This is a genomic window from Comamonas sp. E6, assembly GCF_001010305.1.
GTDB classification, from domain to species: Bacteria; Pseudomonadota; Gammaproteobacteria; order Burkholderiales; family Burkholderiaceae_C; genus Comamonas; species Comamonas thiooxydans.
The window spans coordinates 13,721-33,022 of the sequence record NZ_BBXH01000004.1 but is presented as its reverse complement, the minus strand read 5'-3'; the positions used below and the strand labels follow the sequence as shown (position 1 = coordinate 33,022).

Genomic DNA, 19,302 nt, shown 5'->3' with positions numbered 1-19,302 from the left:
CCCTCGGTATCAAATGCCTTGAGCGTACTGGGCGGCTTGTCTCCATAGTAGAGCTCGTTGTACACGCCGTTCTCGATAATGGGCATGTCGAGCTCGGTTGCCAGACGAACCAGCGCTTGCTTCCGCTCGTCAGGCATTCGATAGCCAAGCGGATTCTGAAAATTGGGCATCACCATACATGCGGCGATGGGCAACTCCCGAGCGAGCTGACCTAGTATGTCGACATTGATGCCTTGAACCGGGTCCGTTGGAATTTCCACTACCTTCATGCCCATGCGTTCAATCGCATGCAGCATTGCATAGAAGGTTGGGCTCTCCACCGCGATCAAGTCACCAGGCTTAGCCACGGCTTGCAGGCACAAGTTGATTGCTTCAGTTGCGCCAACAGTAATGATGGCCTCGGTCGGGTCAACAACCAGACCTTGCTCCAAATGTCGACGAACAATCTGCCTCAACAGATGAGGGTGACCGGGAGGCAGAGCATTCTTGAGCTCTCTCAGAGACGCATCTTTTCCCGCCGCAAATGCGTAGCGACTGAGCTTGTCAAAAGGAAAATCTCCCGGGTCTGGGTAGGGTGAGCCCAATGGAACTGCATTGCCCTCAGAGATCGTTCGCAACGTGGACAGAACAAGCCTGCTGACATCAACTGAAGCCGAGATTGCAATTGGCTTGGGACGCTCGAGAGCTTCGGGAATTGTTGTCCCCGAGCCGTGGCGCAGGCTCACGAAAAAACCTGACTGGGGACGGCTCGTGATGAGCCCACGACTCTCAAGCAGCAAATAGGCTCTCAAAACCGTGGTGATGCTGACTTGGCGCAGCTTGCTGGTTTCTCGCACGGACTTGAGACGATCTCCTTCGCGATAGACACCTTTGTGAATCTGCTGCTCTATATCCTTTGCTAGCTTCTCATAGAGCTTCATAGGCTACCTTGAGGTCGTGGGGCATTCGCACTTGCATTGACGCAAAGCCGGCGAATATATCGCGCAACTGTGCTCTTGGATTTGAGCTAATTGTGTGCACTCCTCAGGTCCTACACCAGTGGCATTCTTCTAACCCGCGAAGTAAGAAAAGTGCGCCTGCCACCCCTCTTCTGCCGTGCAAGAGGTTCACTGAGCCTGACCTTAAAGCAGCCTTCCCCAACAACAACTGTTCACATGCCTTGAAGCGCTGGACTACACCCTCCAGCAGCTCCTACTGAGCTCTCGGCGCCACAAGCAAGCCGTCCGAGATCAAGACTGTATGCATGCAGTCTTGGCAACTTGCTCAGAACGCAACCCACAGTCTTATGTTTATTGAACTCGTTAAGAGCATCGCTCTACTGCTGGCGATGTGTTACTTATATGGCCTCGGTGATCGCCTGCATCAACCCATCGCAAAAAAGACCTTCTCCGGGCTGCTTTTTGGAGGAATTTGCGTTGTCGGCATGCATACCCCCCTGGTGCTAGGGCCTGGCGTAGTTATCGACGCTCGCTCGGTAGTACTTGGCATGGCAGGACTCTTCGGCGGCCCCTTTGTGGCAGGTGTCGCGGCAACCATGGCCTCTGTCGCTCGTGTATGGATTGGTGGCGTTGGAGTACCAGTCGGTGTCTCAGTCATTGTTTTGTGCACTGCAATGGGACTCATCTACCGCCGAGTTCACAACGAAGCTCTGCTCAATGTGACACCGCTTAACTTGGCAGGCTTTGGACTATTTATACATTTGGCGTCAGTAGTTGTTCTGCAGTTTCTGCCTCAAGAAACTGCTCAATACTTCAATAAACACTTGGCTGCGCTCTATGTCATTACATTCACCATGGCCACGATCCTTTCTGGACTGCTGCTTCGTGACCTAGAAATCCACCTTTCGGCCCAGCGATCCCTTAAGGAAACCGCGGCACGCCTAAATGCAATTACTCACGCGATCCCTGATGTGCTATTGATATTGGATGAGCAAGGGCGTTATATCGAAGTCATCACGCCGGAAAATACTCCGTCAATGACTGTGTCTGCTCAGATAATTGGCAAACGCATGCATGATGTCATACCCACTCCACAAGCAGACCGCCTGCTGACATTGATTCGTGACACGCTGGTATCTGGTCACATGCACTGTGTCGAATATGAAATTCAGACTAGCCGAGGAAGCCGTCATTTTGAGGGACGCACTCAACCTCTTGGTATTTTGGTCAATGGTTTTAGTACTGTGATCTTCCTCGCACGCGACATCACCGAGCGAAAGCAATCAGAAACGGCGTTGCGTGAATCAGAACTACGCTTCCGATCACTGCTACGTCATGTTCCATCAATCTCTGTGCAAGGATATCGGGATGATGGAACCACAACCTACTGGAACAAGGCTTCAGAACGGCTTTATGGATACTTAGAGCAAGAGGCTCTAGGACGAAATATGCTGGATTTGATCATCCCCACCTCTATGCATGAAGTGGTACGCCAGAACATGCAGCAGATTTTCTCATTCGGACAACCAATCCCTTCTGGGGAGTTTCAATTACAGCATAAAGATGGATCACGAGTTGACGTGTTCTCAAGCCATACGTTAATTGAAGTTCCAGGACAGCCATCGGAGATTTTCTGCATCGATATTGATATAACCAGAAGCAAGGCTGCAGAGAATGAGGCCCGGTATCTGGCATTTTATGATGCGCTCACTGGCCTTCCAAATCGACGTCTGCTAATGGAGCGACTTCAGCAAGCTATCGTCAACAACACAGAGTCAGGACATTCATTAGCCGTGATGTTTGTGGACCTGGACAACTTCAAGACACTCAACGACACACGGGGACATGCGGTGGGTGATTTACTGCTGCAGCACGTAGCCGAGCGTTTGCGCAATGGTGTGCGAGAGCAGGACATCGTGGCTCGTCTTGGTGGCGATGAGTTCGTTGTAATTCTCGAAGACCTCACCGGCAACACAATTGAAGCTGCAGCCGATGTTCGTCAGCTTGGGGAGACCATCCTTGCACAGCTACGCCAGCCTTACTCTCTTGCCAAGCAGAATCATTATTTCTCTGCCAGCATCGGTGCTTCGATACTTGATGATCCCAAAGTATCTCCAGATGAGGTACTGCAGCAAGCCGACATGGCTATGTATCGTGCAAAAGATAAAGGGCGCAATACCTTGTGCTTTTTCAATCCGGAAATGCAACAGGCCATGAATCGACGAGCACTATTAGAGACTGAACTGCATAACGGTTTACGAGAAAGACAATTCAGACTTCTTTATCAGGCGCAGGTTGATAGAGATGGACATGTCATCGGGGCTGAAGTTCTCGTACGCTGGCATCATCCCACCCACGGCCTTGTGGCCCCATCGGAGTTCATTCCAGTCGCAGAAGAATCCGGCCTGATTTTGTCTCTCGGCAACTGGATCATGGAAGAGGCATTGCATCAGCAGGCTCGTTGGCGTCTGGACCCGCAACTTCGGACGTTGAACTTGTCGATCAATGTCAGCTCTCGACAGTTGCTACATGAAAATTTCATCCCTCAAACTATCGCTTTGCTGGAAAAAACAGGGGCCGATCCCAAGCGCATAAAACTAGAAATAACAGAGAGCTTTTTGCTGCAAAGCGTAGATGGAGCTGCGACAACCATGAGCGCGCTTCAAGCCTGTGGCCTTGAGTTTTCCCTGGATGATTTTGGCACTGGCTACTCCTCGCTGAGCTATCTCAAACGATTACCACTGTTCGAAATAAAGATCGACCAAGATTTTGTACGCGGAATACTGCAAGATGCCAATGATGCGCTGATTGCTCAATCCATCATCAAGCTGGCAATAAGTCTAGGATTGCACGTAATAGCAGAAGGCGTGGAGACCAGTGAACACTATTTAGCCTTGCTCGACTATGGCTGCCCTGCCTTTCAAGGGTATTTTTTTGCACGGCCCATGGCACTGCAAGACTTTGAACTTCATGTTGCAGCAAGCAACGCGAAGCATGTGTGCTGATCCCGGTTGAGTTGACCAACTGTGCTGGTTGCTGCTGACCAGTCTGCTGGTCGTGAACGGCTGAGTTCAGCCAAAAGCGGACTGCAAAACGAAGGACAAGCGGCCACATAAAGCACCTTACATCTCATCCGACTGGCAACCGCACGGTGACATTTTCCTCGATACGCTCATTTTGAAAATGACTCATACCGCAGGCAACACGCGTAACGCTTCGTGTTCAGGGCTCACTCACGTTACCCCAACATCAGGTGCAATTTGCTCTCCCTCCCTTGAAGCCATTGAGGATTTCGCTGGCGATCAACTCCTTGACTGGTAGCTGCCGCAAAGCATTGAGCGCGCCAACAAGGGCCGAGAGCTGTGAGCTCGATATGTGCACTGGCTCATGGAACGCATTTCGTTTCATTTAGCCTCTGTTAGCCAAATTTCATGCACTAAAGTCGCCCGTTTAGCTAATTATCGAGAGTCAACTGAGGGTCGATCTGAGCTGGCGCAACCAGCTAGAAGCACTCACACCCTACCCTTGCCGCGCCTCGATTCATATTGATCCAAGTGAAAAAATTCATTGAACCCTTCATTGGGGGATACCGCATGAAAGCGTTTATCCCATTCTGCATTGCCTCGCTGTGCTCCGTAGTATCTGCTCAAACCAGCGTGCCCTCGGGCCGCATAGTCCCGACTCCGATCTACGGCGTCACCGTGGACGATGTGAGCAGGCTTGGCGACATCACGCGCAGCCTATCGTCGCTGGCCTACCGGCCAACCACGCGCATCGTCTTCGATGAGTTCGTGAACCCGGACTACTACCGCAAGCCAGCAGTGGAAATCTCCAAAGTTTCCTATGTGATGGGTGAGATATTGGACTCGTACTACGTCAAGCAGTACAGCGTGGATGCGTACATACAGCGGACTAATCAATACCTCAATGCGTTGTCGGATGTAGTGGATATTTGGGAAGTAGCCAACGAGGTCAACGGCGAGTGGCTGGGGGCCAATGCCGATGTGGTGGCGAAGATGACCAACGCCTACAACATCGTGAAGGCACAGAACAAAACGGCCGCGATCACGCTCTACTACAACCAGGGCTGCTGGTCTCAAGCCTCCAATGAAATGTTCAAGTGGGCCGAGACCAATGTCCCTGCCTACATGAAGCAGGGTCTGGATTACGTCTGGATTTCCTACTATGAGGATGACTGCAACGGACTCAAGCCCAACTGGCAGCAGGTGTTCGACAAGCTGCGCGTGATGTTCCCCAATTCCAAGATCGGATTCGGGGAAGTGGGTACCTCACGCAAAACCAAGAAGGCCGAGTACCTGACCCGCTATTACACGATGAAGATCACTACCCCGAATTACGTGGGCGGTCATTTCTGGTGGTACTTCAGGCAGGACATGGTGCCCGTCACCAAGGAGCTGTGGACTACCCTGAATGCGGCGATCAAGGCGGAGCCCCGGTAGGTCAGTGAAGCATCCTCGTTTTCCTGCGCCGCCTAAAAGCAGAAGCCGGGGAAACGTTTGACACGATACGCGGCCGGAGGAGTCCGGCCTGGCGATTCATGTGGGCGCTGGTGCTTGAAGCGATGCAGCCAGCCCACGGTCATTGAGCGCACTTCCCGCAACGATTCAAAGACATGGCAGTCGAGCACCTCGGCTCTGCTGGTTCGGTTGAAATGGATGTACCGGCAACATTGATCATCTGTACCAAATGCTCGCTATCAATGCGCCGACAGCTTCGATCAGGGATTCACTGAGAAGATGATCATCCCTGGCTACCGAGGTCGCTCCCTGGCAGGCTCCTTTCGGCCAGGAGCAGCCGTCCTGCGCGTCGCCGCGAGCGGACGGTCCAGGCTGGTATCAGCCTTTCAAGTACAAAATGCCAATGACTGCAGTTGCCAAATGCTGTCATTGCACCAAGGCTTCCGGGAGGCCTGATCTACACCTCAAAGCTGCCACTCGCGTCTGAAGCATTCCGAGTATCCACTTTTGCATGCGTTGAAGTAGAGCTATCGCCAGAGCGGATGTTCATAACAATGCTCTTGTGCATGCACGCCGGGGCTGTCGGCAGCAGATCTGCGAGCCGACGGCAGATAGCCAAAGCGCGCGCGGAAAGTTCGGCAAATCAGGCACGTGATCAGTATCCACATGCCTGGGCAATCTCCGGAACACTCAACGATGTGGTGTGCACCAGTCTCATGGCGCAATGCATGAGCACGTCTTTCAGCACACTGCGTTGACGAGCAGCCTGCTATCTGCACCACTGCGGCCTCTGTCGCCAACTTTGCCAAAAACACAATGGGCTCGAATGAGCCCATTGCTTATCTGTCAAAACATATTGAATCAGGGCGCAATTGTGATGCCTTCCAAGCTCAGGACATCAAATCTCAACAAGCCCCATAGCGAAAGGGCCACAGAGCGGAAGCTTCTCACATTGGTCGACAAACATAGTTAGTCGCCAATGCGCCGCCTTGAGGCGTGCTGCCAATGTAGTGAGGATACGATCCAAGGCGGCACATGGGCTTGGAAGACACAAGGTCAAAGGGCGGCAATGGCTTGCGGCTAGTCAGAAGCAAATCATTAGCCGGCCTCTTATCCTTTTCCACCCAGTCATCAAGCAGACCAATGAAGTCAATGGCACCCGGCGTTCCATAGGACGGTGCATTGGCAGATCCTGCTGGCAAACCTGCCGATGTATGGGGCAATCCAGGCACGGCATAAGCCATGAAGAACTGATCGACTTTCTCCTGTCCCATTTTTGCCACCACTGCATCGTAGTAATCGATGCCAGTCTGGGGACTGTTACCCTTATCCGACAGGTTCTCGCGCATGATCAACTTGCCTCCTCGCGCACGGAACGCGCTGAGATCGGGATCCGTCATATCCATCCATTGCGAAAGCTGCTGCAGTCGGGCTTTATGGTCTTCGGCTTTGAAGTCAAGCGGGTTGTATTGCGCGTCTTTTGTCACGAAGTAGCGAACCAAGCTCCCCCCTACAGAGTAGCTGCGCCCTCCACCCACTGCGTCGGGGTTTGTACCGGGAGCAACCGTGCCTGTAACCCATCGCTCAAATGCACCGTCAACGGCTTCACTACCGTACAGGTATCCTGGATAAGACTGCAGCTGATTGGCCAACGTGAAGGGATAGCGTTGCCCGCCATATGTCCAACGCAGGGTCGCTAGCTGTGCATCTGAAAAGCAGGAATTTCCTTCATCGTTGCCACTGGAACATCTGAGGGATGCAATTGCTGTCTCCGCAAGGGGCCGGCAGGCCTTGTAGTTGCTGACAATCTGATCCTCAATGCCGTCAATAGCATCGCAAGCCTTTCGGACCGTGTCGTGCAAGAGCTGGACCTTGCCACCCAGCCAAGCTCCAGGCGAGCTTTGCACCTGGCCCATGCTTAACTGGAATTGCCATAAGCCCATCAACCGAATAACCGGATCTATGACAACGATTCCATCAAAGTCTGCTGGATAGCGCTGTGCCATCAGCATGCCTTCGCGGCCGCCTTCAGAGCCTCCGATGTAGTAGGCTTTGAGTGCTCTGTGTCCATAGAACCGTTCCGACAACTGCACGCCCACATCACGCGTTTTCTTGTACGCGGCATAGGCATAGTTTGTCAACGCTTCATCATTGAGAGCGAAGGCTCCGGCATCCACGCCGGCTGAAACTTGGTGCCCCGAATCTGTGCCAAGAGTCATATAGCCCCTTGTAAGCGGCAGCGGCGTCTCGGGGCCATCTGCACGGCCTGGCCCAAGCCCAGTCACCAAGGTCCCGTTGAGTCCGCCACCGCCCATTTGCACGCTCTTGCCGTTCCACGAAACGGGCAGGTTAACCTGGGATGTGATCAACGGTGCCGTAGTATCTACAGGACGAATATCGATCAACAACTCACAGTAATCTGGCGTTGCTGCAACCATCGCCGTTCCGGCCGCATTAGGAGCTGCAGACACTGCAGCGCGATACGTTGCCTTAGTGACAACCGCTCCTTGAGTCGGCTCGGCAATACGTGCTGCATCAATCTGAGCACTCTGCAATGCCGCACAGGTCTTGGCTGCGTCCTTTACAACCAGTGGCGTGGGAAATCCCGAACTACTGTCGTCGCCGCCACAGCCCGTCAGCAACAAACTTGCGGCAAGGGAAATCGAGCCCAAGTAAAAGCTGTGAGTTGTTTTCAAAGAAGGCATGTTTTTGATTCGTTGCATGGTGTGTGTCCTGTTCGGCCCGAGACTTAGAACGAATGCTTCAAACCCAGCATCACACCAGTTTGAGAATCTCCCGCGAGCGGGTTGCCTCCCACAGCAGCCGAACTGACGGAAATAGCCAAACGTTTTCCATTGTTTATGTGTGCGACCTGGGCATACGCAGCCGTTCGCTTGGAGAACTTGTAGGTGCCGCGCAGTGCAGCCAGAGTCGAATGATCGCCGCCCTGCGAATAGCGCAGCTGCTGTATTTGCCCGTCAACGGTAACGGCTGTAGACGGACTCCAGGAAAGTCCCACCCAGGCCAGGTGGCTACGTCGAGTGACGCCATTGGTGAGCGATGCTGCCGCAGCCGCGTCGTTGTCACGGCGGATCACACCAGCCCCCAATTTGAACGAAGGAGTCAGCGAGGCATAGCCATTGACCATGATGCGGCGGTCCTTCATATCCGAACGCACCAGCCCCGCAAAAGCGCCTGCACCGCCGCGCATCTCGTCAACAGCTAGCGCAGCTCCCCAAGGAGCTGTGTCGTACTTGAGCATGGCAGACCACTGGCGGCAAGCTTGCCTGTCCGTGCTCGATTCCCCTGCGCAATTGGCCCCTGATGGACTGGGACCGGCATTGACCGTATCACGTCCGAAACTATAGGAGCCCCCCAAACTCCAAGCTCCAAAACGGCCGCGGTAGGCCAGCGAATTGTCGGTGCGTGTATTGGGAATGTAGCTGTCCAGGCTGCTGAGTCCGAAGGCATTGGGCCCCAGCAGATCAGCATCGAACAGCGCCCAGTACAGCATGGTGTAGTTCCGTCCCACCGAGGCACTCCCCCAGCCTCCACTCAAGCCGACCCAGGCTTGACGCCCGAAGCCACGACCACCCTGATTGAGGGTTCCGGAATCCACGCCAAATCCCGACTCCAGTGCAAATTCGGCATTCAGGCCACCGCCCAGATCCTCCTTGCCGCGAACGCCCCAGCGCGAGGGCGCCGTACCGGTCAACCCAGGCATTCTCGTCAACGAGCCTCCGCCCTGCACATTGCTCAGGTGCTCAATTCCGGTATCCAGGTGCCCATATAGCGTGACCGAAGAACCGGTCTGTGCCTGCGCCCCCATGGCTGCAGCCAACGATAGCGACGCTAACAACACTGGGCTGAAATGACGGTCCATTTTTTTGTCTCCTGTTGATGTAGTAATAAAAATCAGCACGCCGCAACGTCACACCCGTTTGAGGGGGCTAGATACAGACGTTTGGGAAATGGGAGAAGCCCGCCCGGCTCAGGCGGCGGGACTTCCACAGAACATGACAAAGCGTGCCTCGCGCCGGGCAATCAACCAATGGCCGTCGGCAGTGCGGCAAAAGTGGTCGTTGAACTCACCCAGAAGTTGTCGCTCATGCGCCTTACGACCATGTTCTGTCACTGGCTCCGAGTCGTCGCAAGACCAAAGCAGCACCTGACTATGCGCGCTTGCGGTGTCTGCTCCATGCATTTCGACCAGGATATTGGTGAGCAAATGTCGTGTCATGCGGCCGCTTGGGCGCTGCTGATAGGCAGCAGCGATGGCAGTACGTCCATGCAGTGGCTCACCACGGGGGCGCTGCAACACGGCTTCTTCGGCAAACAGCTGTGAGAAGCGCAGGGCATCTCCAGCGTCGGCATAGGCCGCTGCACGTAAAACCAGGTCAATGCAAGCCTGTCGGTTCAACTGCTGCAGGTCGTTGTTCATCACTTGTCTCCTCGGATCGGCCGTCTAAGTTATGCCGTTTTTATTTGGTACCCAAGGATTCCACGAGCCAGCAATTAGAGCCAATGCCACCATCCATTCAATCAATGCGTTTTACTTATGAGCCAATGACACCAAGGACTGTCGTTACGCTAATCTAGGCGGGCCATGAACCTTCCATCTCTATACCCGCCTAGCGTCATTACGCATGAGTCATCGCATTTTCCGGATTTGGCCAGCCAGTTGCGATCCCTGCGAGCCGCACTGACTGTCGTGCGTCAAGGCAGCACCATTCGCGCAGCGCAGGCGATGCACCTATCCCAACCAGCTGTTGCAAGGTCAGTGCTGCAGCTTGAGGAGGCCTGCAGGCTTCCGCTTTTCATTCGCGGTGCACGCGGCATGATGCCGACCGCGCTGGGAAACCAGATGGCTGCACGTATCGAGACAATGCTCCAGCATCTTGGCAGCGGAGCCGCCGAAGCTCAGGCAGCATCCGCCCTCACGGCGCGGCGTTCTTCATTGCCTCACCGCTTCGCAGAAGTGGTGCCACCCGGACATTTGCGAGCCTTGCTCGCTATCGCTCACTGCGGCAGCGAGTCGCAGGCTGCCCAGAAGATTGGCGTCACGCAGCCGTCCATTCATGCCGCGCTGCAAGGGCTGGAGGCCAGCCTTGGCCTGCAGCTGTTTTACAAACTCACCTTCGGAACTCGGCTCACACCGTCGGGAGAAGCTCTGCTGCGGCGTGTCAAGCTGGCCTTGGCGGAAATCAGGGATATGGAAAGCGATATCTCGGCCTGGCATGGCCAGATCAAAGGGCGTGTGGTAGTTGGAGTATTGCCGCTGTCCGTGGGTATTTTCTTGCCCGCTGCCGTGGACAGACTCTCTTCAAGCCACCCCGACATTGAGATCAGCATTGTGGACGGCACCTACGAAAGCCTGATGCAAGGCCTTATGAGTGCAGATATTGATGTCATTGCCGGCGCGCTGCGCGCACAAGTGCCAGAGGATGAGGTTCAGCAGCTTGAGCTGTTCGACGACGACCTGGTTGTCGTCGCCCCCAGCGATCACGACAGCCTGCAGCGTGAGCATCTGACGCTTGAGGATCTGCTGCAATGGCAATGGGTCACGCCATTGCCCAACACACCGGCAGATAGCGCAATGGTCAGGCTGTTCCGCTCGCACGGACTGGAGCCGCCGCGCAGCAATCTGCGAGCGAGCAGCCCGACCATGACGCTGGCCTTCGTGCTGCAGACCGGCAGGCTGGCCCTGGCCTCGCGTGGACAGGCCATGCGGGACAATCATGGCGGCCTACTGTCCATCTTGCCCGTGGAGCTGCCCTCTACGCGTCGAGGCATAGGCCTGGCGATACGTGCGCAGGGAACCGCCTCACAGAATCTAGATCTGTTCATTCGGGCCTGCCACCAGACCATGGCGGACCTGCCCGCCTAATTGCTTCCCGCTAGCGGAGCATCCAGTCGGCCAGGGCTTTGGACACTTGCTCAGGCTGCTCCATGGTGCTCATGTGACCACTATCCTCGATCACGACCAGCTCTGCTCCTGGGCATAGCTGCTGCATGCGTTCGTGCCGGGACAAAGGACTCCAGAGGTCCTGCCGCCCACAGACCAGCAAGGTCGGACAGTTCAGCGCCTGCAGGACCGCTGTTGCATCGGGCCGACCCAGCAGAGCATCGATCTGTGCAGCAAAGATGGACGGGGTGAAGCGCGCCACCATGTCCAGGACTTCTTCGAACAGCGGAGTGTCAAGACGGCCGGGGTGAACCATGCCTCGTGCCCATTGGCCCCCCATCTCCCGCATGCCGTTCTCGAGCGCCTTGTCCAGCAACGCCTTTCGTTTGGCACGCTCGCTGGCACCAGCCTCGCCAGCCGCGATGGGCTCCATGCCGGTGTCCAGCAAAGCCAGACGCTCCACACGCTGCGGAGCCATCCTGGCGATTTCCAGTGCCACGCGCCCCCCCATCGAATGTCCGGCCAAGGAAAAGCGCTCTGCGCCTACCTCGCTCAGCACCAGGCGCGCCATTTCCTCAATGGAAGCAGCATGGCCATAGGAAGGGCTGATGCTGTCGGCAAAGGAAAGCGCCTTTCTCTGCTCCTGCCAAACCACTTCGTCACAAAGCAAGCCGGGCAAAAATACGATGCAGGGTTTGCTCATGCAGCGCTCTCCAGAATCAGATGGCCGACGGCCGTGTTCGATGCAGGCACATGGTAGAAGCGGTGCGCCACCTTGGGCAGCGGTGCGGGGCCGCCCACATCGGACATGGCGCCGCGCGCAATCAGCCACATCACCAGCTCGATGCCTTCCGAGCCGGCTTCGCGCACGTAGTCGATATGCGGCATCTGCGCCAGACCGTGGGGGTTCTCGATCAGCAGATCCAGGAACTGGTTGTCCCATTCCTTGTTGATCAGGCCCGCGCGCGCACCCTGCAGCTGGTGGCTCATGCCGCCCGTGCCCCAGATATGGACGTTGATGTCCTGGTCGTAGCTCTCCACGGCCTTGCGGATGGCGCGGCCCAGGTTGAAGCAGCGCTGGCCGGTGGGCACGGGATACTGCACCACGTTCACGGCGAAGGGGATCACCGGGCAGGGCCAGGAGCCGGTCTTGGGGTCCTGCTCGCCGCACATCAGCGACAGAGGCACCGTGAGGCCGTGGTCCACGTCCATCTTGTTGACGATGGTCAGGTCGAAGTCCTGCTGGATCACGGACTGGGCAATGTGGCTGGCCAGGTCGGGATGGCCGACCACCTTGGGCACGAGGCGCGGGCCCCAGCCTTCGTCGGCGGGCTGGAATTCCGCAGCCGTGCCGATGGCGAAGGTTGGAATGCAGTCCAGGCTGAAGGCCGTGGCGTGGTCGTTGTAGACCAGGAAGATCACATCGGGCTTGTTGTCCTTCATCCACTGGCGCGAGAAGTCATAGCCCTTGAACAGGGGCGCCCAATAGGCTTCCTGGGTCTTGCCCATGTCCATGGCGGCGCCGATGGCAGGCACATGCGAGGTGAAAATGGATGCGGTGATGCGTGCCATCAGGCTTGCCTCCCTGTTTCATTCAGGAATCTGTTGCCCTCTATGCCGCGCCCGCCTGCAAGCATCATCTGGCGGTAATCTTCTTCGCTCATGCCCGTCATGGTCGACACCATGTTCTGTACGCTGATGCCGTCAGTGGCGCCTATCTTTACGAGAAAGTAAATGTTCCCGCCCAGGTCTATGCAGCGATTGAGATCGCGCGCCAGCACGGCCTGCTTCTGCTCCTCGGTCATCGACCACTCGTCGAGATAGGCTCGCTCGTTGGCGCGAAAGCGCTCGCGGTTCTCCGCCTTCATCAGGCTCATGCAGAACTGGTTGAGCCAATAGCCCCTACGGGACTGCTCTGCGTCAAACACCGTGGTGCCAGGCACATCAAGATAAGGTTTGTTCAAAGCCATAGATATCAATTTCTGCAGATTCAAAGATCCAGTACCAGCCGTTCACAGCGGGCCCGTGAGCAGCAAGGAGTGAACTGATCGTCAGCGGCTTGCTCCTCAGCGGTCAGATAAGAATCACGGTGATCAATTTGTCCTGATAGAACGCGCGTCAGGCAAGTGCCGCAAACCCCCTGCTCACAGGAAACCATGATCTCCACACCAACGTCCTGCAAAGCCTGTGTCACGCTCTGACCTACCGCGACAGACACGACACGCCCCGAACTTGCGAGTTGCACTTCGAAAGCAGTGTCCTCGCCGCGAGGGCCAACATTGGCTGCCGCAAAAAACTCCCAATGCAATCGCTTTTCGCTCCAGCGCTGCTGGCGCGCAGCGTCCAGCACTGCGTCGATAAACCCCTGGGGACCGCAAACATAGAGATGCGTGTCCGGCAAGGCATCGGCAAGCACGGCTTCTATGTTCAGGCGCTGGGAAGCATCGCCCTCGTCAAAGTACAGTTGCACCTGGTCAGCGAAGGCAGAGTCCACAATACGCTGCTGAAAAGCCATGCGCTGCCTGGAACGACCTGCGTAGTGCATGCGAAAGGAGGCACCAAGTACCGAAAGCCGCTCCGCCATGCACAGGATGGGCGTCACGCCTATGCCCCCGGCCAAGAGCAAGTGGTGCGGCGCATCAGGTTCCAGCGCGAAATGATTTCTAGGCGCGCTGATCTGCAGCACGTCGCCTTCGGCCACAACTTCGTGCACAGCCGATGAGCCTCCACGTGAGGCTGGATCGCGCAACACGGCGATCTGGTAACGATGCGCTTCCGAAGGATCGTTGCACAGCGAATATTGACGAACGATTCCACCGGGAAGGTGTACGTCTATATGTGAGCCAGCCGCAAAAGATGGCAAGGTACCGCCATCGATAGCCACCAGCTCAAGGCCACAGATGTCCTGTGCCTCCTGCGTTCGCCGAGCGACTCGAACTTGCAAAAAGCTGCCAGCAGTCATACAGCCTCCGCGCGCTCACGCGTCAGCAAGCGCTCGATGACACGGCGTGACTGGACACCACCTGCATCGATGTTGAGCATCAGCAGCTTACGGTCAGGCCAGCGAATCAGGTTTTCCTGCTGCAGCTCCAGCACCTCCGTGTCCTCGCTGAAGACCTTGCCCTGCCCCTCGCGAATAGAGGCCGTCAAAGCCGCATCCTGTGGCTTGAACTGGCGCGCCATACCCCAGAAATAATGATGCGTGGTTTCGGTTTCCGGGGTAATGAAGTCCACAACGATGGACGAAACCTTTTTGTCTGCTGGCGCACCATGACCGCCATGCCCGGCCAGAGCCACGCCCACCTCGATCATCACGTGGCTGGGTGGCTCGAAATGACAGATCTGCCAACGATCCACGGGCTGGTCATCGGGCAGTCCATTGCCGCGCAAAGCCATGCGCCAAAATGGCGGAGCCTCAGGCAAGCCTTCCATGAAGCGGCTGGTGGTGACATGGTCGCCATCCACCTTGGTCACGCAAGGCGTCTCGTCGATTTCCTTTTGTCCAATCGAGCTGGCATGCACATAAGTTTCGTGCGTCAGATCCATCAGGTTATCGATCATGAGCAAATGACTGGCCTTGATGTGGTAGTAGCCGCCGCCATAGGCCCATTGCGGATTGTCCGCCCAGTAAAGCTCTGGAATCAGCCCGGGGTCGGCCTCCTCCTTGCGGCCTGGCCAGACCCAGACAAAGCCATACCGCTCCACGACTGGAAAGCTGCGGATCTCTGGAAATCCCCGCACGCGCTGGCCTGGCATGGCAATCGTTTTTCCCTCGCAACCCATCTCCAGGCCGTGGTAGCCACAGATCAGCTTTCCCTCGCAGACAAAGCCCAGCGATAGCGGTGCACCGCGGTGAGGACAAAAGTCCTCCACCGCAGCAATTCCCTGCGGGCCACGGTAAAAAGCAATGCGCTCATTGCAAATGGTGCGGCCCAAAGGCTTGTCTTGAGGGATTTCATCAGCCTTGCAGGCGACATACCAAGTGTTCAACAAAAACATAACGGGGTCGTTATCAATAGAGTGGGGAAATACGTGCTTTGAAAGTCAGTGCGCCGCAGCCACCGAACCCCGAAGAACCGCGACTCGGCCCGCGCCTGTGGCGAAAACGGCCATCGCAGCGACAATCAGGGGGACAGCGAAGACGTAGTAGAGCGAAGCAGGCTGCCAGCCGCCATCCAGCAGCAGTCCCGCCATGGTTGGCGCCACGATGGCGCCAATGCGGCCAATACCGATGGCCCACCCCATGCCGGTAGCGCGGACCTGGGCGGGATAGGTGGCAGGCACCAGGCCATAGAGACCAGCCATGGATGCAAACAGAAAAATACCTACACCGACTGCAGCAACAAATGCCCACGCCAGGCTGGTCGAAGCAAGGCCGAACAATGCGGTAAACAGCGCATTGAGCAACAGGCTGCCAATCGCCAGATTGCGCAACTTCGCCCTCACAGCCAGCAGACCGAACAAGCTACCGCCAGCAATGCCCCCCAGGTTCAGCAGCACTCCGCCCGTCACGCCCTGCTGGGCCGACAAACCGGCTTGCACCAGCAATTTGGGTGTCCAGCTCAGCGAGAAATAGACACTGAACATGAGCAGGAAAAAGCCTGCCCACAGCATCAGGGTAGGACGTGCCAAACCATTCTTGAACAGCGCCGCCACCGTATTGCCTTGAACGGCATCGCCGGCCACCGGAGCAGGCAGCTGCGCGAGCGGTGCATGGCCCATGAGCACCATCAAACGATTGAGCTTCTCGAGCGCGTGAACCGGACGGCGGCCCAGCAGGAAATCCACGGATTCGGGCAGACGCCACAGCACGATGGGCAACATCAAGGCTGTCGTCAGGCCGCCAAAAACAAAGACCGAGCGCCAGCCGTAATGTGTCAGCAGCCAAGCGGCCATGAGTCCACCCAGAGTGGCACCGATCGGATAGCCGGTGGCTTGCAACGCGATCGCAGTGCTGCGCCACTTTTGGGACGAGAACTCGGAAGTGATGACCCCCACGCTTGCCAGCATGCCGCCGATGCCGACGCCGGTGATGGCCCGCAGGGCAGCCAGCTCGATATAGCTTCGGGCCATGGCTGACATCAGCATTCCAGCCGAAACCACGACGAGGCACAGCACAATGACAGGCTGCCGACCGCGTCTATCGGCCACGGGGGCGACAAACAGCGAGCCAATGGCCATACCAATCAGCCCGGCACTGAACAACACGCCCAGCTGAGCGCCATTGAGCTTCCATTCAGCCGCAACTGATGATGCAGTAAAAGCCATCACGAGCACATCGAAGCCATCAAGCATGATGAGCAAAATGCAGATGCTTACGGCCAGCCATTGAAACGAGGTCATGGCACCTTCGTCCATGGTCTTGCGAATGTCTTTCATACAGGTCCTTATCAGGAACAGGTTGTCTCCGGAGCTTCGTTATGTCTGCAGCCGTCACGCCGCAGTAACCAGCTTTCTAGTTAGAGCGCCACTGTCTAACTTGCTAAAACAGCGTGGTGAGGCTCGACTGAAAAGTATCTCTATCAGAGTCTGTCAACGCCAATGCACACATTGCGGCAAGCTATGCGTTTTAATGATGACTTTTCTCGCCAACGCAGAAGATCTGACGAGAGATAGTGGGACAGCCTAATGAATCCCCGGGCATGGTCCATTGCTTGTCTTTCACATAAACATGGGGCGTAGGCATACCAAGACCCTGGGAACAGCGCCGCAGGCGTAGGTCTGCCACCGAGAAAGCGGACCTGGTTCGTCAAACCTATGAGCCTGGGATGAGCGTGTCACTCGTGGCTCACCAAGAAGGTGTATCGGCAAGCTTGCTCTTTACCTCGCGAAAGCTTGAGCATGAAGGGCCTCCGACACCAACGCCCTAATGAGTGCTGCCGCTCACACCACCAACTGGAAGCAGTACAACGCAGCACTCAAGGCTCGCGGCTCCTTGACCATCTGGCTGGACAAGACCATGTCTTGGCTTGCCGCTGACAGCGGCAAACGCGGGCACAGCCCGCAGTTCTCGGATGCAGCGATTCAGTTCTGCCTGACCATCAAGAACCTCTTTGGATTAGTCTTGCGGCAGACCACAGGCTTTGTTCAGTCACTACTGGCGCTGTCTGGATTGCTGTGGCCAATTCCCGACTTCAGTACATTGTGTCGCCGCCAACGCCGTCTGGATGTGCAAGTGGCATACCGCTCTAGCGCAGCCGGCCTGCACCGACTGGTTGACTCCACAGGCATCAAGTTCCTTGGCGAAGGCGAGTGGAAGTGCAAAAAGCATCGCCGCCAATGGCGCAAGCTGCACATCGGTATTGATGCGCAAACGCTGCAGTGTTGCCGCAGTTGCGGAGCAAGTTCCTGCCGAGGAGCCGCTGCTGACAGTGACAGGCGATGGGGCTTATGACACGCAGTCCGTGCATGCGGCGGTCATTCAGCGCAATGCCACGCCCATCATTCCCCCCAAGAAAGAATGCCAAGGTGCGCAAAGGCGATGGCTTTGCGCACCGCAACGCAGCTATCGCCGCATGCAGACGATTGGGGTGAAGTATCTGGAAACGCTGGAGCGGTTACCACCGGCGCAGCCCGGTAAAGACCAAGATGAACTGCATCAAACGCCTGGTTGAACGAGCAATGTCACGCACGTTCGAGCGCCAAGTTAACGAACTGCACATTCGAGCCTCCATCCTCAATCGGTTTACTGAACCGGTCTGCCCGCAGACGGTGGCTGTGGCCTAGCCACACCTGGGGTTGGGAAATCTGGCCTGGGGGTGATATATGCAACAACGCCCTTTCGATATCGCGCATATGAGTTTTTATGGCGGGCGGCTTCACGGACGAAAACGCGGGCTTGCGCGAGCCATGGCGGATTCAGACCGCCCTTCCGCACCCCGAGCTGGCAGCCGCAGAAACACACCAATACAGGTATTAACCCGAATAAAGTCGCTGAAACTAGCTAGAATCGCGCCCATCCTGCGGGAGAGCGGAGCCTTTCGAGGGTTCCCGCCGAAGGCGCAAACTCCCATAATCGCTCAGGCAATAAGTACCGCAGGTGGGTCTGACAGGACCCGGATATCGCCAACTGGAGAGCAGCCCGCAACCACAAGCTGCAGGGCTCACCGAAGGGGCAAGCATGTCCACCGCGAAGGTGCTCATGCGCAACTCTCAGGTAAAAGGACAGCGGGAGAGGCAAGCCGGACATTCCCGCCGATGTGAGTGGCTGGTCTATTTTCAAGTGCCTTCATGCTTCCTTCCGTCTCTTTGCTGGACTCGTTCCAGGCCTCCAACTTCACCGTCATGCTGGTCATCTATCTGGTGGCCATTACCGCCGAAGCCATGTCCGGCGCACTCGCCGCAGGCCGGCGCAATATGGATATCTTCGGCGTCGTCGTCATCGCCTTTGTCACTGCCCTGGGAGGCGGCACCATCCGCGACATGGTACTGGGCCACTACCCCATCGGCTGGACCCAGCACCCTGAATATGTGTATCTGGTCATCAGCTTCGGTCTGCTGACCACCGTGATTGCACGCCATATGCACAGGCTCAAGCAGGTGTTTTTGCTGCTGGACGCCATGGGACTGATCGCCTTTTCGCTGATCGGCTGCAATACCGCGCTGGAGCTGGGCTACCCAACCATCGTCATCATCATGGCCGGCATGATTACCGGCATCAGCGGCGGCATCTTGCGCGATGTGCTCTGCAACCAGGTCCCCGTGGTGTTCCGCCGCGAGCTGTATGCCAGCGTGTCGCTGTCCGTATGCCTGATGTTCCTGGGCCTGCGCTATCTGGATGTCAGCCCCAATATCAGCACCATCGTGTGTTTTGCCGGCGGTCTGGCCTTCCGTCTGGCCGCCATTCGTTTCAAATGGCGCCTGCCGGTTTTTTCGTACCAGCAGCGCTGGGAGTGATAGAGACTCCCCCCTCTCTTGCTACGCAGGAGGGGGACGCAGCCATCGCTGCGGGGCGGCCCTTGCTTGGCTGCTCTGACCTAGA

General features: G+C 56.6%; 15 protein-coding genes, 2 pseudogenes and 2 riboswitches. Of the genes and pseudogenes, 6 read left to right on the top strand and 11 right to left on the bottom strand.

The annotated features are described in order from the left end of the window. Positions 1–920: PLP-dependent aminotransferase family protein (locus CSE6_RS01075; RefSeq protein WP_152668533.1), on the bottom strand; the 920-nt coding region annotated here is incomplete at its 3' end. 323 nt (positions 921–1,243) lie between these two features. Between CSE6_RS01075 and CSE6_RS01070 the strand changes: the two genes are divergently transcribed. After that, complete coding sequence (locus tag CSE6_RS01070) at positions 1,244–3,943, top strand: EAL domain-containing protein (RefSeq protein ID WP_238585624.1); 2,700 nt, start codon at positions 1,244–1,246, stop codon at positions 3,941–3,943. A 588-nt stretch (positions 3,944–4,531) separates the two neighbouring features. Further along, on the top strand, positions 4,532–5,398 hold the full coding sequence (locus CSE6_RS01065; RefSeq protein WP_034390044.1) for a hypothetical protein: 867 nt from the start codon (positions 4,532–4,534) through the stop codon (positions 5,396–5,398). Between the two features lie 32 nt (positions 5,399–5,430). Here the strand turns inward: CSE6_RS01065 and CSE6_RS26770 are convergent, their stop codons facing one another. The 4 genes from CSE6_RS26770 to CSE6_RS01045 all read right to left on the bottom strand — a co-directional run bounded on the left by CSE6_RS26770 (position 5,431) and on the right by CSE6_RS01045 (position 9,857). Next, positions 5,431–5,616: an integrase core domain-containing protein gene (locus CSE6_RS26770; RefSeq protein WP_083994663.1), complete on the bottom strand. Its 186-nt coding sequence runs from the start codon at positions 5,614–5,616 to the stop codon at positions 5,431–5,433. 747 nt (positions 5,617–6,363) lie between these two features. Next, positions 6,364–8,139: a tannase/feruloyl esterase family alpha/beta hydrolase gene (locus CSE6_RS01055; RefSeq protein WP_083994662.1), complete on the bottom strand. Its 1,776-nt coding sequence runs from the start codon at positions 8,137–8,139 to the stop codon at positions 6,364–6,366. A 26-nt stretch (positions 8,140–8,165) separates the two neighbouring features. Then, positions 8,166–9,299: a porin gene (locus CSE6_RS01050; protein WP_059439709.1), complete on the bottom strand. Its 1,134-nt coding sequence runs from the start codon at positions 9,297–9,299 to the stop codon at positions 8,166–8,168. 108 nt (positions 9,300–9,407) lie between these two features. Then, positions 9,408–9,857, bottom strand: coding sequence for a nuclear transport factor 2 family protein (locus CSE6_RS01045; protein ID WP_034389997.1), 450 nt, complete (start codon positions 9,855–9,857; stop codon positions 9,408–9,410). Between the two features lie 165 nt (positions 9,858–10,022). On the opposite strand from CSE6_RS01045, the gene CSE6_RS01040 reads away from it, so the two are divergent. Further along, positions 10,023–11,303 (top strand): LysR family transcriptional regulator, encoded by a 1,281-nt coding sequence (locus tag CSE6_RS01040; protein WP_034356393.1) that lies wholly within the window; start codon positions 10,023–10,025, stop codon positions 11,301–11,303. Positions 11,304–11,313: 10 nt separating this feature from the next. On the opposite strand, the gene CSE6_RS01035 is transcribed toward CSE6_RS01040, so the two are convergent. From CSE6_RS01035 to CSE6_RS01010, 6 genes are read right to left on the bottom strand one after another with little or no spacing between them, the layout of a single operon-like run. Beyond that, positions 11,314–12,024 (bottom strand): alpha/beta fold hydrolase, encoded by a 711-nt coding sequence (locus tag CSE6_RS01035; RefSeq protein ID WP_034389995.1) that lies wholly within the window; start codon positions 12,022–12,024, stop codon positions 11,314–11,316. Beyond that, complete coding sequence (locus CSE6_RS01030) at positions 12,021–12,893, bottom strand: class III extradiol dioxygenase subunit beta (RefSeq protein ID WP_059439708.1); 873 nt, start codon at positions 12,891–12,893, stop codon at positions 12,021–12,023. The genes CSE6_RS01035 and CSE6_RS01030 overlap by 4 nt, the downstream gene beginning before the upstream one ends. Beyond that, entirely contained in the window at positions 12,893–13,291 is a 399-nt protein-coding gene (gene ligA / locus CSE6_RS01025) for a protocatechuate 4,5-dioxygenase subunit alpha (protein ID WP_034358671.1), read from the bottom strand. Before ligA ends, CSE6_RS01030 begins: the two co-directional genes overlap by 1 nt. Positions 13,292–13,311: 20 nt before the next feature. Then, on the bottom strand, positions 13,312–14,283 hold the full coding sequence (locus CSE6_RS01020; RefSeq protein WP_059439707.1) for a PDR/VanB family oxidoreductase: 972 nt from the start codon (positions 14,281–14,283) through the stop codon (positions 13,312–13,314). Beyond that, positions 14,280–15,320: an aromatic ring-hydroxylating dioxygenase subunit alpha gene (locus tag CSE6_RS01015; protein WP_034396166.1), complete on the bottom strand. Its 1,041-nt coding sequence runs from the start codon at positions 15,318–15,320 to the stop codon at positions 14,280–14,282. The genes CSE6_RS01020 and CSE6_RS01015 overlap by 4 nt, the downstream gene beginning before the upstream one ends. Before the next feature lie 45 nt (positions 15,321–15,365). Beyond that, on the bottom strand, positions 15,366–16,700 hold the full coding sequence (locus CSE6_RS01010) for an MFS transporter (protein ID WP_034358677.1): 1,335 nt from the start codon (positions 16,698–16,700) through the stop codon (positions 15,366–15,368). Positions 16,701–17,005: 305 nt separating this feature from the next. On the opposite strand from CSE6_RS01010, the pseudogene CSE6_RS01005 reads away from it, so the two are divergent. The 3 genes and pseudogenes from CSE6_RS01005 to CSE6_RS00995 form a co-directional block, all read left to right on the top strand. After that, positions 17,006–17,179, top strand: a pseudogene (locus CSE6_RS01005) (transposase); the annotation flags it as partial. 11 nt (positions 17,180–17,190) lie between these two features. Then, positions 17,191–18,047 (top strand): annotated as a pseudogene (locus tag CSE6_RS01000) (IS5 family transposase). Positions 18,048–18,274: 227 nt separating this feature from the next. Beyond that, positions 18,275–18,367: riboswitch (glycine riboswitch) on the top strand. A gap of 13 nt (positions 18,368–18,380) precedes the next feature. Beyond that, a riboswitch (glycine riboswitch) is annotated at positions 18,381–18,499 on the top strand. Positions 18,500–18,551: 52 nt separating this feature from the next. Continuing rightward, complete coding sequence (locus tag CSE6_RS00995) at positions 18,552–19,217, top strand: trimeric intracellular cation channel family protein (RefSeq protein WP_003069687.1); 666 nt, start codon at positions 18,552–18,554, stop codon at positions 19,215–19,217. Positions 19,218–19,302 lie beyond the last annotated feature (85 nt).

Bases quoted from the DNA above. Each gene is read 5' to 3' on its own strand.
- CSE6_RS01070 (WP_238585624.1), top strand. From the start codon at position 1,244: ATGCAGTCTTGGCAACTTGCTCAGAACGCAACCCACAGTCTTATGTTT.
- CSE6_RS01065 (WP_034390044.1), top strand. From the start codon at position 4,532: ATGAAAGCGTTTATCCCATTCTGCATTGCCTCGCTGTGCTCCGTAGTA.
- CSE6_RS01055 (WP_083994662.1), bottom strand. From the start codon at position 8,139: ATGCAACGAATCAAAAACATGCCTTCTTTGAAAACAACTCACAGCTTT.
- CSE6_RS01050 (WP_059439709.1), bottom strand. From the start codon at position 9,299: ATGGACCGTCATTTCAGCCCAGTGTTGTTAGCGTCGCTATCGTTGGCT.
- CSE6_RS01045 (WP_034389997.1), bottom strand. From the start codon at position 9,857: ATGAACAACGACCTGCAGCAGTTGAACCGACAGGCTTGCATTGACCTG.
- CSE6_RS01040 (WP_034356393.1), top strand. From the start codon at position 10,023: ATGAACCTTCCATCTCTATACCCGCCTAGCGTCATTACGCATGAGTCA.
- CSE6_RS01035 (WP_034389995.1), bottom strand. From the start codon at position 12,024: ATGAGCAAACCCTGCATCGTATTTTTGCCCGGCTTGCTTTGTGACGAA.
- CSE6_RS01030 (WP_059439708.1), bottom strand. From the start codon at position 12,893: ATGGCACGCATCACCGCATCCATTTTCACCTCGCATGTGCCTGCCATC.
- ligA (WP_034358671.1), bottom strand. From the start codon at position 13,291: ATGGCTTTGAACAAACCTTATCTTGATGTGCCTGGCACCACGGTGTTT.
- CSE6_RS01020 (WP_059439707.1), bottom strand. From the start codon at position 14,283: ATGACTGCTGGCAGCTTTTTGCAAGTTCGAGTCGCTCGGCGAACGCAG.
- CSE6_RS01015 (WP_034396166.1), bottom strand. From the start codon at position 15,320: ATGTTTTTGTTGAACACTTGGTATGTCGCCTGCAAGGCTGATGAAATC.
- CSE6_RS01010 (WP_034358677.1), bottom strand. From the start codon at position 16,700: ATGAAAGACATTCGCAAGACCATGGACGAAGGTGCCATGACCTCGTTT.
- CSE6_RS00995 (WP_003069687.1), top strand. From the start codon at position 18,552: ATGCTTCCTTCCGTCTCTTTGCTGGACTCGTTCCAGGCCTCCAACTTC.